14 protein-coding genes, 4 pseudogenes and 1 other annotated feature are annotated in these 15,665 nt (G+C 59.7%); of the genes and pseudogenes, 10 read left to right on the plus strand and 8 right to left on the minus strand.

Features of this window, described 5'->3' with window-relative positions:
• Positions 1 to 330: 330 nt before the first annotated feature.
• Positions 331 to 528, minus strand: a pseudogene (locus HUK72_RS27465) (ATP-binding protein); the annotation flags it as partial.
• A gap of 264 nt (positions 529 to 792) precedes the next feature.
• On the opposite strand from HUK72_RS27465, the gene HUK72_RS24235 reads away from it, so the two are divergent.
• Together HUK72_RS24235 and HUK72_RS24240 are read left to right on the plus strand one after the other, a co-directional pair.
• Complete coding sequence (locus HUK72_RS24235; RefSeq protein ID WP_176599104.1) at positions 793 to 1,278, plus strand: Fic/DOC family N-terminal domain-containing protein; 486 nt, start codon at positions 793 to 795, stop codon at positions 1,276 to 1,278.
• Between the two features lie 517 nt (positions 1,279 to 1,795).
• Positions 1,796 to 3,457, plus strand: a complete 1,662-nt coding sequence (locus tag HUK72_RS24240) for an IS1634 family transposase (protein ID WP_176599105.1) — start codon at positions 1,796 to 1,798, stop codon at positions 3,455 to 3,457.
• A gap of 93 nt (positions 3,458 to 3,550) precedes the next feature.
• Here HUK72_RS24240 and HUK72_RS27475 read toward each other — a convergent pair whose 3' ends face one another.
• The gene (locus HUK72_RS27475; RefSeq protein WP_255325992.1) at positions 3,551 to 3,730 is read right to left on the minus strand and encodes a hypothetical protein; all 180 of its coding nucleotides are present in this window, start codon (positions 3,728 to 3,730) and stop codon (positions 3,551 to 3,553) included.
• A complete protein-coding gene (locus HUK72_RS24245; RefSeq protein ID WP_255325993.1) occupies positions 3,730 to 4,029 on the minus strand; it encodes a transposase in 300 nt (99 codons plus the stop codon). Before HUK72_RS24245 ends, HUK72_RS27475 begins: the two co-directional genes overlap by 1 nt.
• A gap of 335 nt (positions 4,030 to 4,364) precedes the next feature.
• On the opposite strand from HUK72_RS24245, the gene HUK72_RS24250 reads away from it, so the two are divergent.
• The 3 genes from HUK72_RS24250 (at position 4,365) to HUK72_RS24260 (ending at position 6,392) form a co-directional block, all read left to right on the plus strand.
• On the plus strand, positions 4,365 to 4,607 hold the full coding sequence (locus HUK72_RS24250; RefSeq protein ID WP_176599106.1) for an AbrB/MazE/SpoVT family DNA-binding domain-containing protein: 243 nt from the start codon (positions 4,365 to 4,367) through the stop codon (positions 4,605 to 4,607).
• On the plus strand, positions 4,607 to 4,939 hold the full coding sequence (mazF, locus tag HUK72_RS24255; RefSeq protein WP_176599107.1) for an endoribonuclease MazF: 333 nt from the start codon (positions 4,607 to 4,609) through the stop codon (positions 4,937 to 4,939). The genes HUK72_RS24250 and mazF overlap by 1 nt, the downstream gene beginning before the upstream one ends.
• Before the next feature lie 224 nt (positions 4,940 to 5,163).
• Positions 5,164 to 6,392 (plus strand): IS3 family transposase gene (locus tag HUK72_RS24260; RefSeq protein WP_169576924.1). Its coding sequence is split into 2 segments (ribosomal slippage): positions 5,164 to 5,452 and positions 5,452 to 6,392, totalling 1,230 coding nucleotides; the frame shifts between segments, so codons are not numbered across the junction.
• Positions 5,445 to 5,561 (plus strand) — a sequence feature (AL1L pseudoknot). (Overlaps the previous gene by 117 nt.)
• A 575-nt stretch (positions 6,393 to 6,967) precedes the next feature.
• On the opposite strand, the gene HUK72_RS24265 is transcribed toward HUK72_RS24260, so the two are convergent.
• Together HUK72_RS24265 and HUK72_RS24270 are read right to left on the minus strand one after the other, a co-directional pair.
• Positions 6,968 to 9,043: an NADPH-dependent 2,4-dienoyl-CoA reductase gene (locus HUK72_RS24265; RefSeq protein WP_176599108.1), complete on the minus strand. Its 2,076-nt coding sequence runs from the start codon at positions 9,041 to 9,043 to the stop codon at positions 6,968 to 6,970.
• A gap of 90 nt (positions 9,044 to 9,133) precedes the next feature.
• The gene (locus HUK72_RS24270; RefSeq protein ID WP_176599109.1) at positions 9,134 to 9,295 is read right to left on the minus strand and encodes a hypothetical protein; all 162 of its coding nucleotides are present in this window, start codon (positions 9,293 to 9,295) and stop codon (positions 9,134 to 9,136) included.
• A gap of 28 nt (positions 9,296 to 9,323) precedes the next feature.
• Here HUK72_RS24270 and HUK72_RS27715 point away from each other — a divergent pair, with 28 nt between their 5' ends.
• The 3 genes and pseudogenes from HUK72_RS27715 to HUK72_RS24285 all read left to right on the plus strand — a co-directional run bounded on the left by HUK72_RS27715 (position 9,324) and on the right by HUK72_RS24285 (position 11,550).
• Entirely contained in the window at positions 9,324 to 9,611 is a 288-nt protein-coding gene (locus HUK72_RS27715; RefSeq protein ID WP_369806082.1) for a transposase, read from the plus strand.
• A pseudogene (locus tag HUK72_RS27075) lies at positions 9,547 to 9,887 on the plus strand (transposase); the annotation flags it as partial. The gene HUK72_RS27715 and the pseudogene HUK72_RS27075, both read left to right, overlap by 65 nt.
• A 391-nt stretch (positions 9,888 to 10,278) precedes the next feature.
• Positions 10,279 to 11,550: an IS110 family transposase gene (locus HUK72_RS24285; RefSeq protein ID WP_176591635.1), complete on the plus strand. Its 1,272-nt coding sequence runs from the start codon at positions 10,279 to 10,281 to the stop codon at positions 11,548 to 11,550.
• A 34-nt stretch (positions 11,551 to 11,584) separates the two neighbouring features.
• Here HUK72_RS24285 and HUK72_RS24290 read toward each other — a convergent pair.
• Both HUK72_RS24290 and HUK72_RS24295 read right to left on the minus strand, forming a co-directional pair.
• Positions 11,585 to 11,760 (minus strand): annotated as a pseudogene (locus HUK72_RS24290) (transposase); the annotation flags it as partial.
• 197 nt (positions 11,761 to 11,957) lie between these two features.
• A pseudogene (locus HUK72_RS24295) lies at positions 11,958 to 12,910 on the minus strand (IS1380 family transposase); the annotation flags it as partial.
• Between HUK72_RS24295 and HUK72_RS24300 the strand changes: the two are divergent.
• Entirely contained in the window at positions 12,846 to 13,751 is a 906-nt protein-coding gene (locus tag HUK72_RS24300) for a recombinase family protein (protein WP_176599110.1), read from the plus strand. The pseudogene HUK72_RS24295 and the gene HUK72_RS24300 overlap by 65 nt on opposite strands.
• Positions 13,752 to 13,992: 241 nt before the next feature.
• Positions 13,993 to 15,225 carry a Fic family protein gene (locus HUK72_RS24305; RefSeq protein WP_176599111.1) on the plus strand — a complete coding sequence of 411 codons (1,233 nt, stop codon included), beginning with the start codon at positions 13,993 to 13,995 and terminating at the stop codon, positions 15,223 to 15,225.
• Between the two features lie 40 nt (positions 15,226 to 15,265).
• On the opposite strand, the gene HUK72_RS24310 is transcribed toward HUK72_RS24305, so the two are convergent.
• Positions 15,266 to 15,616, minus strand: a complete 351-nt coding sequence (locus tag HUK72_RS24310; protein ID WP_176599112.1) for a hypothetical protein — start codon at positions 15,614 to 15,616, stop codon at positions 15,266 to 15,268.
• Between the last annotated feature and the right edge of the window lie 49 nt (positions 15,617 to 15,665).

Consider the following 15,665-nt stretch of genomic DNA (forward strand, 5'->3'; position numbering starts at 1 on the left):
GCAGCCTTGCGCGCAGAGCGGGAACAAGATGTATCGCTAATTGTCGTCGGGTTTGTTCCGGCAGCTTCGACCACAGTAATGGCGGACTGACTGGCTTTATCTGAACCATGCTCCTGCTCATTCCTGCTCTCCTCTTCGGTGCGTCGCGAGAGCATGGTTATAAAGCATGCGACTCGCAGCAAAACGGACGCTGAGACGATCAGGGTAGAATTTGAGTCGGGCAGAGGGCTTGCCAGATCCGTCGACCCACGCTTGATGTTGCGGCGAGTTCCGTTGGGAATACGAACAGTAACCCAGTTCGCGCCGCGATCCGATACCAGCTGAATGACTTCAAGCTGTTGGCCAAAAAGCGCGTCTCGAGGTGCGGTCACGGTGACGTACCGTATGAGCCCTTCTATCTCTGGGGTATTGCCCGATGTGGGGCTCGCCGAACACGGTGGGCCATTCCCCGAACGCCAGGTTGGTCGTGATGATGACGCTGGTTTGCTCATAAAGTTTGCTGACCAGATGGAAGCGCAACTGCCCGCCTATTGTACATAATAGGCTGCGCCCTCAATTTTGGCTGTATTCCCCGCTGGCGGGCTTGGCCGTTGACGTGAACTCTGGCAGCCGACGTGTGTCCGGTCACAACACCCCGTTTTCAGGCCACGTCTCACCATCGCCTGGCCGCGCACAGACCCCATTAGTAACGAATGGTTGACTTTTGCGCAGAACAAATCACGAAATCGTTATTATCCTATGTAGCAAGGCACGGCCTCGTTTCTTGTCTCCATAACCGAACAGCAGGTTGCCATGACGAAACGAACCACAGGCGAATATGAAAACGTGATAGCGGGCGGGGAGGAGGTCCTGGCGTTTTTGCCTTACGCGTTGCCGCCACGCGATCCAGCTTTTGACATGTCCAAGGCACTCAGCAGGCGTCTGCGGGCCGCAGATCAAGCCTTGGTGCGGCTTGATCTCGCAACCGAAATGGTCCCATCGCTCGATTGGTTTCTGTACGGGTTCGTCCGGAAGGAAGCCGTGATCTCATCACAGATAGAGGGAACGCAGGCGACGCTGCTCGATCTGCTAAGCTTTGAGGCGGAAGAGGTAAAAGCACCCGATGCCGATGTGGAGGAGGTCTGCAATTATCTCGACGCCTTGAACCACGTCCAGCAGGAGTTGGCGGACCCGTCGGGTATTCCAATTTCCATACGTCTCCTGAATGACGCGCATCGCCGTTTGATGGATGGGGTTATGGACCACCCCTACCATGCAAGGCTTTTCGACAAAGATTGACGAGCTCGGATCTTGCGGTCGTGTATCCGGCCTTGTCGCGCGGCTTCACACGCCGCAGGCCCCTATGGTTTCCGCGGATCGACGGCCAGACAAATGGACGATCTCAATCGGATCGCATCGTTCGATGACCTTTGTCGAACCCCGGTGTGACCGGTTCGCCATACTCTGTCGTTCGCCTCGCAAATCAGCCCTTGAGTGGGCTGAACCGATTAGGCCGCCATCAACTGGGCTGGATGCCGGCGATATAGCTCCTCTCTGGTGAGCATTGCCCAAAGCGAACGCGCAGTCTTATGCGCGACCGCCGTCGCTGCGACGTTCGTTGGCCTTCTGGCAACCAGCGCTGCGAGCCATGGCCCAAGTTGAACACCTGATGCGGAACGGATGCCGAACGATCATCGGCAAGTCATTGAAATACAGTAGGCCGCATTTCCGCGCGAAAAATATGTGGTGCTAAATAATTTTGCCATATGTCCTTATTTTGTTGACTCTGTGCCGATAATTGCGGTGCTATTCGCTCATGTTCGTGCGCGAGAAGACCATCAAGGGCTACACCTATCTCTACCTGGTGGAGAATGTCCGCGAAGGCGGGCGCACGAAGCAACATATCATCCGCAACCTTGGTCGCAAGGACGCCGTCCTTGCCGCTGGTGATCTCGATCGCCTGATTGCCTCGATCGGCCGTTTCAGCGAGCGGGCCATGGTCCTGAGCGCGCTCGACAACAATCCTACGGATCTTGACGCCCGACGTATTGGCGGTCCGCTCCTGTTTGGCCGACTGTGGGAGCGGCTTGGGATTGCGGAGGTGCTGGAGGATCTGCTCCAGGACCGCCAGTTCGGCTTTGCTGTCGAACGGGCGGTGTTCGTGGCGACGCTGCACCAGCTGTTCGTCTCGGGTTCGGACCGCTCCTGTCTCGACTGGATGCAGAGTTACCAGATCGATGGCGCACAAGGTCTTGCCCTGCACCAGTTCTACCGCGCCATGGCCTGGCTGGGCGAGGAACTCGAGGAGAAGGCGCAAGGCGCGCTGGCACCGCGCTGCGTGAAGGATGAGATCGAGGAGAGGCTGTTCGCTCGGCGGCGCGATCTGTTCACCGACCTCAGCCTCGTCTTCATGGACACCACCTCGCTGTCCTTCTACGGCGTTGGTGGCGAGACGCTGGGCAAGCGAGGCTATTCCAAAGACTATCGGCCTGACCTGGCGCAGATGATCCTGGCGCTGGTGGTCGATGCGCAAGGCTGCCCGATCTGCACGGAGATGGTGCCCGGCAACACCGCCGACGTGACCGTGCTGCTGCCCATTGTCGAGCGTCTGCGCTCCCGCTTTGGTGTCACGCGTGCCTGCGTCGTTGCTGACCGGGGCATGATCAGCAAGGAGACCATTGCCGCGCTCGAGGCGCAGGGCATGGAATATATCCTGGGCGCCCGTGAGCGGTCGGACAGCATGGTGCGCGACATCGTTCTCAATGACGCCGCGCCGATGGTGCCGCTGGCGCTCGACCGGCAGGCTGGCGAGACACAACTTCTGATCAAGGAAGTGCGCATCGGGAAAGGGAGCGACGCTCCGCGCTACATCGTCACCCTCAACGAAAAAGAGGCGAAGAAAGACAAGGCCGATCGACAGGCGATCATCGATGCCCTCCAGGTCCAGCTCAAGAAGGGGGACAAGGCGCTGGTCGGAAACTCGGCCTACCGCCGGTATCTGCGCAAAAGCGGCAAGGACAAGGGCGCCAGCTTCGAGGTCGATGTCGGCAAGCTGGCCGATGAGGCGCGCTTCGACGGCATCAGCGTGATCCGCACCAATACCAAAATCACGCCCTTGCAGGCGGTGATCCGCTATCGTGACCTGCTTCAGGTCGAAAACCTGTTCTACAAGGCCAAGGCTACCTACGACACGCGGCCCGTGTTCCATCAATCCGACGCAGCCATCCGCGGCCATGTCTTCTGCTCGTTCATGGCCTTGCTACTATCCCATGAATTGTCCCGGCTCTGCGCGGCCCGCGACCTGAAGCCGGAATGGCAGCCGCTGCTCAACGATCTCGACCGTCTGCAGAAAGTGACCCTCCACAAGGACGGCAAGGACATCACAATCCGGACACCTACGGCCGGCATGGTCGGCGCGGTGTTCCAGGCCGCCGGCGTCGCTCTGCCAGCCAACATCCACGAAAATCCAACCGCATAAGCTGCCCTCACGCGCAAAGCTCCCATGTGGTGCTAAGGACCGCGCGCGACCGCACAACATATTGATTAAAAATATCTTTTTGAAATGCGGTGTTCAAGTTGGGCATGGCCGAGGCGCCACATCCTTCCAGAATGTCGTCCCCACGACGGCGCGGGCGCTATGGATGAGCAGCGTTCGGAGATAGCTGTCGACCGACAGACGCACGCCGCTGGGCAGGTCGATCCCGATCTCGCCGGGGCGTGCACCGGGATGTGGGCGGGCCAACTCTTCCATCACCGGCATCGTCGGAACAGGATCAGGACGTACCGGCGGCTGTGCAGCAGGAACAGTGGCGATGGCCCCTCTGGCACGGTTCCATATGAGATGAAGGTCAGCGGTTCGCTGGCGATCTTCTCGGCCTGACGCCGCGCCGTCCGCCAGCTGTAGATCAGGCTCTCGGCTATATCGTGCCGCTTCGCCACCTCGCGCACAGTGACATCCGGCGCATCCGCCTCCCGCATGATGGCATCCCGCTCGGCAGGAGAATATTTACGGCGGCGCTCCGTGCGGGTGATGACCTCGATCCGGCCCATCTCCTGATCTCCTTATGGAGTCCAGAAGGAGACTCCTATCGATCACTCCCTCGCCAACGGGGCAGAACTACGCAACACGCCGAAGACCGGACGCTTACGAACAAATTGGATTTCCGGCCGCCGCCGGAATGACCGACCGTGCGCGCTCACGCGCGGCTAAACCCCTATTAGAAAATGGTTTTCTTAACAAGAACATCGAGTTTCTGACCGCCTCCGAAGTGCCCAAAAACGCTGTCTATTGACAGCACCCCCCAAGCATCAAAAAGTAGATACAATGTTGACACAGGCTCGCGCCATGATAATGTATTATTGATGTCGATACATTGGAGGTGGTCATGCGTGTGCAAGTGAAAAAGTGGGGCAACAGTGCTTCGGTCAGGATTCCTACCTCGATTATGGCCGCTGCTGCGCTGCATATCGATCAGGAGGTGGACGTTAGGGAAGAAGAGGGCCGGGTCATCATCGAGCCGATCACCGCGCCTGCCTTCACCCTTGAGGGGCTGCTGGCTGGGATGAAGCCTGAAAACTTTCCTGAAAACGTAGATTTTGGCGCGCCTGTTGGGAATGAGGTTTGGTAATGGCGAAATATATCCCCAATATGGGCGATATCGTCTGGCTAAACTTTGATCCTCAAGCGGGACATGAGCAAGCCGGTCATCGACCCGCCCTTGTCCTGTCACCAGCAGCCTACAATCGCGTGCGCGGGATGATGATTTGTTGTCCTATGACTAGCAAAATCAAAGGCTATCCCTTTGAGGTATTAATCAGTCAAAATCCGCCAAGTGCGGTATTGGCAGATCAGCTTAAAAGCGTTGACTGGATAGCACGGAAGGCAGCAAAAAAAGGAACGGTATCGCAAGTAGCGTTGCTAGAAGTTCAGGCAAAAATCCGCGCTCTATTAGTGGTTTAAGGTAAGTCGATTCGCGCGCTTTTTCAGCCCGATCGGCAGCGTTCCCCCGCAAAATCTCGGGGGGGGGTTAGCTTTTTGTTAAGCCGAAGCCGTCTCCCATAAATTATATTGAGCGTATGCAAGAGGGGCCTTCTTCGAGCAATGTCAAGGGTTCGAACCCTTCGAGCATGTTGAACCGCCCCGGGATTGCCGGAGGCCCTAACTCCTGAGAGGAAGGGTCTACGATGAGCAAGACGACGAACAAGTTTGCACCGGAGGTTCGTGAGCGGGCCGTCCGCATGGTGCTGGACCACGAAGGCGACCATCCGTCCCGCTGGGCGGCGATCATATCCATTGCCGAGAAGATCGGCTGTTCGGGGCACACGCTGCTAGAGTGGGTAAAGAAGGCTGAGGTGAACAGCGGCAAACGTCCTGGCGTTCCCACCGAACTGGCAGACCGTTTGAAGGCGCTGGAGCGCGAGAACCGTGAGCTTCGCCAGGCCAACGAGATTCTGCGCAAGGCGTCGGCATATTTTGCCCAGGCGGAGCTCGACCGCCCGTTCAAGCGATGACTGCCTTCATTGACGAGCATCGGGATGAGTATGGGGTCGAGCCGATCTGCCGGGTTCTGCCGATCGCCCCATCCACCTATCATGAACGTGTGGCATCGCGACGCGATCCCTCGCGCCTGTCACCACGTGTCCAGCGTGATGAGGCCATGAAGCCCGAGGTTCGGCGCGTGTTCGATGCCAACTTCAAGGTCTACGGCGTGCGCAAGGTGTGGCGGCAGATGCAGCGGGAGGGCTTTGATATTGCCCGCTGCACAGTGGAGCGGTTGATGCGTGATTTGGGCCTGCAGGGCGTGATCCGGGGCAAGCCGGTGAAGACGACGATCAGCGACAAGGCGGCTCCGTGTCCGCTCGATCAGGTCAACCGTCAGTTCCATGCGCCGGCACCGAACATGCTGTGGGTGTCGGACTTCACCTATGTCGCGACGTGGTCGGGGTTCGTCTACGTGGCCTTCGTGATCGACGTATACGCCCGCTATATTGTGGGCTGGCGGGTGAGCAGGACGGCCCATGCCAGCTTTGTGCTCGACGCCCTGGAGCAGGCAATCCATGATCGGCGACCAGTTCATCATGGCGGCCTGATCCACCACAGCGACCGCGGCAGCCAATATGTCTCGATCAAGTATACCGAGCGCCTTGCCGAGGCTGGGATCGAGCCATCGGTCGGGAGTGTGGGCGACAGTTATGACAACGCCTTGGCGGAGACCATCAACGGCCTTTACAAGGCCGAGGTGATCCACCGGCGAGGACCGTGGCGATCCTTTGAAGCCGTTGAATACGCCACTCTCGAATGGGTAGACTGGTTCAACAACCGGCGGTTGCTCGCGCCCATTGGCAACATCCCGCCTGCCGAAGCCGAGGAGCGCTACTACGCCATGCTGGACGAAACACCCATGGCCGCATAATTTAAACCAAATGGCCTCCGGCAATCCCGGGGCGGTTCATGTCTGAACAGAACCGCTGGACCACAATGGGCGCGCGGATACTCATTTCACTCCCATCGGACGACGGATCACGTATCTTCCATAAGCGCAGGTTATGGCATTAACAGAGGGCTAAAATCGACAGGGCAGGGGGCGCTTTCGGTGGTGTCGGTTTTACCAATCTACTAACTCTCTGAGGGTTTCTGCGGTTTCTGCGGCGCCGCCATCACCAAACCCGTAGACTCCCGACAGAATACCAGTGGACTCGTTCCCACACCCGCAAAGCGGCTGAATTCCGCCATTCCGGCAACATATGGCGCAGCAAATCAGTTGACCGCCGGCTGTTCGGGCGCCGCCGCCACCCAGGTCAGTCTCGGAGCCGTAGAGCGTTGACGTAATGCGATTCCCGTTGCCTTCGACGCCGTAACAGCGACCATTGAGATTTTGATTGTACGGGGGCAACCGCCAGTGTCAGCGTCTGTCGCGGCGCGGGCATCGGCAATCAACAGACTGGCCAGGTCGCGCGTCTTGCAATGGCCGACGGAAGCGGGCGATGCTCAGCGCGGGCGGGCCGCAGCGCGGGAGTCATGGATCGGCGAAACGAGGCCGGTAAAGGTCACGGTGCCTTCATAGATTGCACGCACGGCGTCGATCTCCCCGGCCCGCTTCGCACCACCGATGATCTCATAGCCGATCTTCACCCGATCCAGCTCGGCTGCCAGAGCGAGGTTCGATTCCTGCCCCGCGCACAGCACGATCGTATCGGCGGGAATGATCCGCTGCTCTCCTGCAACGCTGACATGCAGCCCTTGATCGTCGATCCTATCATAGCTGACGTCGGACCACATATGGACACCGCGCTCCTTCATGAGTTCGCGTCTGATCCATCCTGTGGTCCGTGCCAGCGACATTCCAAGCGTCGCGGTCGATCGCTGCAGCAGCCATACCTCACACTCCGTCCTTGACGGCCTGCGTTGCGTCAGCCCGCCCGAACTTTCCCCGCTGATGTCCACGCCCCATTCTTCGTAGAAGCGTGAAGTCTTTGTCTCGCCCGGATCCAACGCCCGCGAAGTCACGAATTTTGCGACGTCGAAACCGATGCCGCCCGCTCCTATGATGGCGATGCGTCGACCAGGGAGGCGCTTGCGGGCGATCAGTTCCGCGTAGGTCATGACTGAGCCGTGTCCGATCCCCGCGATGTCGGGGATCCTGGGGATCACTCCTGCAGCAATGAGGATCCTGTCATAGGCCTCGCTCTGGATTTGGTCGACCGAAGCGCGCGTGTTCAACCGCAGATCGACCCCCAGCAACTCAATCTGCTTCTTGTAGTAGCGGATCGTCTGCGAGAACTCCTCTTTGCCGGGAATGGCACTTGCATAATTGAACTGTCCTCCAACGTCCGCGTCCGCTTCGAACAACGTCACACGATGGCCGCATTGTGCCGCGGTCACCGCCGCAGCGAGACCCGCAGGCCCCGCGCCGACAATGGCGACGCGCTGGGAAACAGCCTGAGGCCGGACCAGGATCTCACCTTCGCGGCAAGCGGCGGGATTGACCAGGCATGACGCGTGACGACCGGCAAGAGCCTCGTCCAGGCATGCCTGATTGCATGCGATGCACGTATTGATCTGATCGGCCTGCCCTGCGGCAGCCTTGTTGACGAAGTCCGCGTCAGCCAGAAATGGCCTGGCCATGGAAATCAGATCAACGGCCCCTGAAGCGAGTACCTCTTCGGCGACCGTCGGGTCATTGATGCGATTGCTTCCGATCACTGGAATGTTGACGAATTCCTTCAGCCGGGCGGCGACGGAAATCCAGGCTCCGCGCGGTACAAGGGTCGCGATCGTCGGTACACGCGCCTCGTGCCATCCCACATAGACGTTCAACGCAGTGGCGCCCGCTGCCTCGACCGCTTTGGCCAGGCGGATGACCTCCCGCCACTCACTCCCCCCCTCAACCAGGTCCAGACCGGAAATGCGATAGATGATCGGATAGCCCGGTCCCACGGCTTTGCGGACACGCTCGACCAGTTCGATCGCGAACCGTTGTCGGTTCTCGACAGTGCCGCCCCACCGGTCGCTTCTCTGATTGCTGCGCAGGGCCGAGAACTGGTTTGGAAGATAGCCTTCCGCACCCATTAGCTCGACGGCATCGTAGCCAGCTTCAACACCCAGCAAGGTCGCATTCGCATAATCCTGCAACGTGCGCTGGATATCCTCCTCGCTCATTTCGCGAGAGACGACCGGTGAGATACGCGACTTCAACGCGGATGGTGCGAGTGCGGCGTCATGGCGAGCATAGCGCCCGGCGTGCAACAACTGCAACGCAATGCGCGAGCGGGCGTCGTGAACGGCGTTCGTCACCGCAAGGTGCTCGGGGATATGATCCCTCGAGTTGAGAAAGCCCGTATGCCTGCCGCTGTGCATCATTCCCTCGGGATTGGGGGAGATGCCGCCGGCAACGATCAAGCCGACGCCGCCGCGCGCTCGCGCGGCGTAGAAGGCAGCCAGCCCCTGCCGCCCTGACGGGGAGTCCTCGAGACCGGTGTGCATGGACCCCATGATGACGCGGTTCGCCAGCTCGAGTGAGCCCAGCTTGATCGGTGAAAGCATATTCGGAAAATGGACGGCCATCGATAATCCCTCTGCTGCCGGAAATCGGGCGGCAGCAAAGCGGTACAAATCCGCGACAGGGATCACGCCCTTCTTTAGGAGGGTCGCAAGTCAGGCAGGGTGCTCGCGCGCGAATTGCTCGCGCAAGAAGGGCTTTGCCACTTTTCCGGATGCGGTCAGCGGCAAGGCATCCACTATTCGAACGAAGCCTGAACGCTTGAAACGGGCCAGCCGCCCTTCACAATAAGACAGGATCGCATCTTCCGCGATCACAGATCCCGGCTTGGTGCGCCCCTTAACGGTGATTTCGGGGCCGGAGCGGCGACGGGCGTGGACTGCGGAGCAGAAGGAAGCGCTGGTGTTGGCGGCTTGTGCTCCCGGGGCGGTGGTAGCGGATATTGCGCGGGCGGCGGACGTGCACCCGAGGCTGATCCACCGCTGGCGGCGGGAGGTAACGCAGAGGGTTGGTCCGTCGGGATCCGGAACGAACTTTGTGCCGGTGGTGATGAAGGATGATGCCTCCGCTAAGGATTGCCGATGGTCATCGCCATCGCATGCTCGACGGCCGTGTCCAGGCCATGCTAGGTGATGAGGTCTGGCTTGCTGGAGAGCGACGTTCGACCGGTGAGCAAAAATACTACGTCTCAAATTTACCCGCTGACGCCACCCTCAAAATGCTAGCTGCGACGATCAAGCGAGATGGATCTGCGAGCAAACACATCAGCAGCTCAAGGAAGAACTGGGCCTCGATCATTTCGAACGCCGCTCCTGGATTGGATTACATCGACACGCATTGATGACAATGATTGCCTACGCCTTCCTTCAATCCCGCCGCCTCAAAGCAGCGGGGCGGAAAAAAGAGTCGGGGGACCGCCCCCACAACCAAGCATGCCAGCGATCCGACAGGCGATTTTGGACATCTTCGTAAGACCTCCGCCTCTGCGGTGCCCCCATTGTGAGAAGCTCCTCGTGGAAAAGCCCGAGCAAAAAATGCCAAAGTAGTTCGGCACCAGCCTTTGGCTGACCCCCTTAACTGAAACTGGTCGGGCTGCGCTCCGCGCGATATTATGTCGACGTCGTCAGCACGGAGGTTGCTTTTTGCTATGGTGCTGGAGAGCCCGTAAAGTAGTTTGGACCCGGGGCGCCTCGATCACCCCCATTGGCGCCAGGGAGCAGCCATGTTCCTGGAGCGCGTTCCTTAGAGTTCTTTTCGGTGAGGTCCCCACGCTGGCGGCACTGGTGAGAGGAGAGTCTCGATGGAGATCATGCACGAACGTGTCGCTGGTCTGGATGTACACAAAGCGATGATCGTGGGCTGTGTACGCCTGGCGTCGGAGGGCAAGACAAGCCGGGAATGCCAGTCCTTCGAGACCACGACGGCGGGCCTGTCGTCCTTGCTGGCGTGGCTGACGGACTCAGGCTGTAGCCATGTCGCGATGGAGGCGACCGGGGTCTACTGGAAGCCGGTGTGGAATATCCTGAGCGAGGGCCCCTTCGATCTGATCCTGGCCAATGCCGCGCACATCAAGAATGTTCCGGGCCGCAAGACCGACGTCAATGACGCGACCTGGATTGCCGATCTGGTCGCCTGTGGCCTGATCCGGGCGAGCTTCGTTCCCGACCAGGCGACGCAGGAGCTGCGTTCGCTGATGCGCATGCGCAAGCAGCTGATCCAGGAGCAGACCCGCCACACCCAGCGGATCCAGAAGACGTTGGAAGAGGCCAATATCAAACTGGATTCGGTAATCAGCGACATCATGGGCGTGTCGGGCCGCCGGATGATCGAAGCGATGATCGCCGGGATCCGCAATCCGGCCAGGCTGGCGGCCCTGGCCGATGGACGGGTCAAGGCCACTCCCAAACATCTGTATGATGCGCTGCATGGGCGGCTGACCGATCATCACTGTTTCATGCTCAGGCTCTACCTCGAGCAGTATGACGCGCTGGACAAGGCGATCATCGAGATCGATCGGGCAGTTGATGCCGCAATCGCTGCCATGGACCAGCAGGTGGCGCCCGGGCGAGCCACCTTTCGATCCCTGATCCATCTTCTCAACACGATGCCGGGCATCAGCACCCTGTCGGCCACCAGCATCCTGGCGGAAACCGGCACCGACATGAGCCGCTTTGCCACCGCCGGGCATTTTGTCGCCTGGGCCGGGCTGTGTCCGGGGCAGAATGAGAGCGCCGGCAAGCGCAAATCCTCGCACCTGCGCAAGGGCGGGCGCTGGCTCAAGACCGTGCTGGTCCAATGCGCCTGGTCTGCCGTGAAAAAGAAAGACAGCTATTACAAGGCGCAGTTCAACCGCTTGCGCAGCCGGCGGGGTCCCAAGAAAGCGATCTGTGCGGTCGCCGCCGCCATGCTCACCGCGATCTGGCACATGCTCACAAACGGCGTCGTACATCAGGATCTTGGCATCGACCACTTCGACCGTCGCTCCGCCGAATGCAAAGCCAGGCGTCTGGTCGCCCAGCTCACCAAGCTTGGCTTCCAGGTCGAGCTTCAACCAATCGCAGAGGCCCCATGATCCACAGACAATCGGTTTTGTTTCTCCTTAGTGTTAGCTGCTTCACGCGCCGCAACTCGCCGACGCCCAGCCCGCCGTACACCTTTTTCCAACGGTTGAGCGTCTGCTCCAATATACCCATCGGAGGATCACCTTCGCCACCGGCGTGCCCGTCTCCGCCTGCTTCAATGCGAAGGCGACCTGCTCCTGAATGTACCTCGGCTTCTTCATGTCCCAACTCCTCGCCCGCAAGCTTTATAGCCCGCATTATTCGCGACGCGGGCTTTTCCGGCGATCCTCGATCTCGAGCCTCCACTTCGGCGTCATGAGGACGAGCGATCGCGGTGCGTCTTTTGCATCGCGGTAGTTCGATAGGTTTGCGAGATTGAAGGACGGGGTTGATCGGCTCAGCGGCACGGCCGCAACGGTTATGTTGGGGCTTGTCTGAATGCGGCTGCGACGGCCCGGAACGTGTTGGCATCAGGGCAGGCTGACGCAAAGGCGATGCGGATGCGGGTGGTGGTCTCGATGACGCGGGCGGCGACCTTGAGAAGCCGCAGGCGCAGCGTGGCGAACTCGGCGACGGCGAGCGCGCTTGTCTTGGGGATGGCCTGCTGCATCCGCCAAATGAGCCAGTAGGCAGCGGTGTGGAGGATGAGCCGCATCTGATTGGCGTTGGCCGATCGGCACGAGGTGCGATCGCTGCTGAGCTGGGTCTTGTGCCGTTTGATCAGATTCTCGGCCTGGCCGCGGGCGCAGTAGAGCGTGTCGTAGATGTGCTCGGCGGAGCCCCCCGGCAGGGACGTGACGACATAGCGGATATCCATGCCCATGGTACTGGCTTCGATCCGGGCGACGACGCGGCGCTTACACTTCCAGCTTTTCGCCCCATAGCGAATCTCGGCATAGCTGCGCAGGATAACCCGGTCTTGCTCGGCGCGCTTGACGGCGCAGGCATCAGCGGCAGCGACAATGTCCGTATTGGCGCGCGCAGGGCGGCATTGGTGGGAAGGCCAAAGACATAATCGATGCCATGCGCCTCGCAGAAGGCCATGACCTCGGGCCGGCCATAATGCCCGTCGCCCCGGATGGTGATGTGCGTTTCGGGCCAATGGCGGCGGATATGCCGCACGAGACGCCGGATGTGCTCCGCAGCCTCCGCACCCGACGGCGTTTTGCCGGTGCGCAGCAGCATGGCGACCGGGCGTCCCGTTGCCGTATCGTAGACATGGATCGGCAGGAAACAGCGCTCGCCATGATGACCATTCCAGAAGGATATTTGCTGATAGCCATGCACGACATCACATGTGTCGTCTATGTCCAGCGTCACCGCCGCGGGCACCTCAGCATACGCACGGGTTTCCACGGACGAACAGAATACTGCGGCACAGAAGGATTCGCTGCGCGCTGCTGGCTGCGTCACCATTTTCGAGGGCAAGGCGAGCGGAGCGAGTCGGGAGCGACCACAGCTTGCGCGGGCGATTGCGCGGGCAGGGGAGGGCGACACGCTTCTGGTAGTCCGGATTGATCGCCTCGCGCGTTCGCTATCCCATCTGCTTGAGATTGTGGAGACGCTGCGAAAGAAGGGAGCCTATTTCCGTTCAATCAATGATCCGATCGACACCGCCAGCGCGCAAGGGATGCTCATGACACAGATGCTCGGTGCCTTCGCCGAGTTTGAGCGCGCGCTCGTCAGAGAGCGCACCCGAGCTGGCCTGAAGGCCGCGGTTGCCCGGGGAGCCAAGCTGGGTAATCCCAGAAAGCGCGCCCGTGATGCTCGCGCCATCGCTGATATTCGCTATGGCCACCGCGAACGCTACCTTAATGAACTGCTTGATGGCCGTCATCGCTGGCTACCAACGGTCGAGCGCCTGCGCCCGCATTTGCCCTGGAAGCTGGTGGTGCGGCAGTTGCAGGCGCTGCCGCCGCCAATGCGGTCCTTTTCCGAGCGGACGCTGGTGAAGGCGTGCCGGACCTTGGTGAAGGTCGGCTATGCCGATGCGGCCATCCTCGACAAGGCGGGCCGATTGCCGCCGGACACGCGGGTGGCGAGGCTGATCGAGGACCGGGTTCGCACGCATCCCGATGCGACTTTGCGGGAACTCGCGACATGGCTTTCGCGCGATCTCCGGGAGCCCACGGCCCGCGGTGGTCTGTCATGGGCACCCGAAGGCGTACGCCGGGAGAAGGAACGCGCGCGGCTCCTTGGGCTGTTGGAGTAGCGATAGAAACGGTGGGTCTGATGAGAGCGAAGTTACAGGAGGGGAGGGAAGATGCCTTCTTATCGTTTGCTTTCACGATCAGTCCCGGTCTGTGGTGGAGTGTCAGCAATTGCTTGGAGACCAATTGGCAGAGCCGGCCAAGGGATCGGCCAAAAGACCGGCCAAATTTTTCTTACCCTATAGCTGTAACTACGGAAAATCAGATGATTGCGTAAATGTGTTTTTGCGCTAAGATCGGCCAATGAAGGCCAGAATTGAAGAAATGCCATCCCGCATTGAACCAGCCCGTATCGACACGCTGGGTGGTGATTTACCTGATCTCGTCGCAGAGGTTGCGGCAAAGGCTGAGCGACTGGGGCATTCGTTGCATCCAAAAACCGCGGCGAACCTGTCGGATCTCGTTCGACTGATGAATACTTATTACAGTAATCTCATCGAAGGCCACAATACGAGGCCGCGCGACATAGAGCGGGCGCTTGCCGGCGCTAGAGACGAGGGGCAGCGAGACCTGCAGCAGGAAGCGGTGGCGCATTATCGATTACAGGAACGCATCGATCGGCAGGCTGCGTCAGGTGAACTTCCCGATCCCGCTGACCCGGATTTTATCCGGCAATTGCATCGCGACTTCTATGCAGGCGCGTCGGTCGAGATGCTGACGATCAGAAGCGGTGATCGGTCTTTCACCATGCAACCGGGTGAATGGCGATCCGTCGCTGAGCAGGATGTGGAAGTTGGCAGGCATTTGCCCCCGACAAGTGCGTGCGTCCCTGCGTTCATGGACTATTTCCACCTTCGATTTGCGTTCGATCCTGCTCCCGGCCGCGTGCTTCAGGGAGTGGGAAAGGGCAAGGCAAAGCGTCTTCTTGCCACGGCGACTGCCCATCATCGCTTCAACTGGATCCATCCCTTTTCCGATGGCAACGGTCGTGTCAGTCGCTTGATGAGCCATGCGATGGCGCATGCCAGCGGCATAGGCGCGCATGGCCTTTGGTCGATATCTCGTGGACTGGCGCGCGGTCTTCAGCCTGGCCTAGACGGGCGTGGTGAGTATAAGCAGCATATGGCCTGGGCGGATGAAGTTAGACAGGGTGACCGCGATGGTCGCGGCCATTTGTCGCTCAAGGGGCTGGAACTTTTCACCGGCTGGTTCCTGCGCGTGTGCATCGATCAACTGACCTATATGTCGGACCTGTTCGAACTCGATGCCCTGTCCAAGCGTCTGGATCGCCATGTCGCCTTGAGCGAAACGCTGCCCAAGGAGAGCGCGCGCCTCCTTCAGGAAGCGTTGATGCGCGGCGAGATTGATCGTGGGGAAGCCGAACGGATCACGCAGATGCCGGAACGATCGGCCCGTCGTGTGCTCAAGCAACTGATCGACGAAGGACTTCTTGCCTCCGATACGCCGAAAGGGCCAGTTTCCCTAAGATTTCCCAGTGCGACCCTCGATACGTTGTTTCCGCGCCTGTACGCTTAGCGCCTTACGGACTAACGGCGGCAAGAGGATTTTGGGCAGATCAGCAGAACGCTTTCGCCAAAAGTGAAAGCACCTCTGCCGTCCGTTTTTCGTCAAGGATTGGGACTTTTGCGAAGGGCGGCTTGAGAATCGTCGACTCGAGAAAGCCGACATTCGTAGTACCCAGATCGACGTATATGCGGCGACGGCAACGCCACTTTTTGCCGTTCCAAAGACACAATGATGATCCTGAAACCTGATTGCCTGCTTTTTGAGGCGATGCCCAGGCGACATGGTAATTGGTCATAGAGACAGTAGTCAGGATGCAGATTGTGGCACGGTTCAACGGTAGTGCATCAATCGATACTGCGAATGACAAGGCCCCAAGTATGTGTTTATCGTCGGCGCTCATTCGCGGTTACATCACATACCAATCCTCGGCAAGTTCCCGTTTGTCAGGT

The sequence above is a fragment of the Sphingobium sp. 15-1 genome (genome assembly GCF_013375535.1).
Classification (GTDB): Bacteria; Pseudomonadota; Alphaproteobacteria; order Sphingomonadales; family Sphingomonadaceae; genus Sphingobium; species Sphingobium aromaticivastans.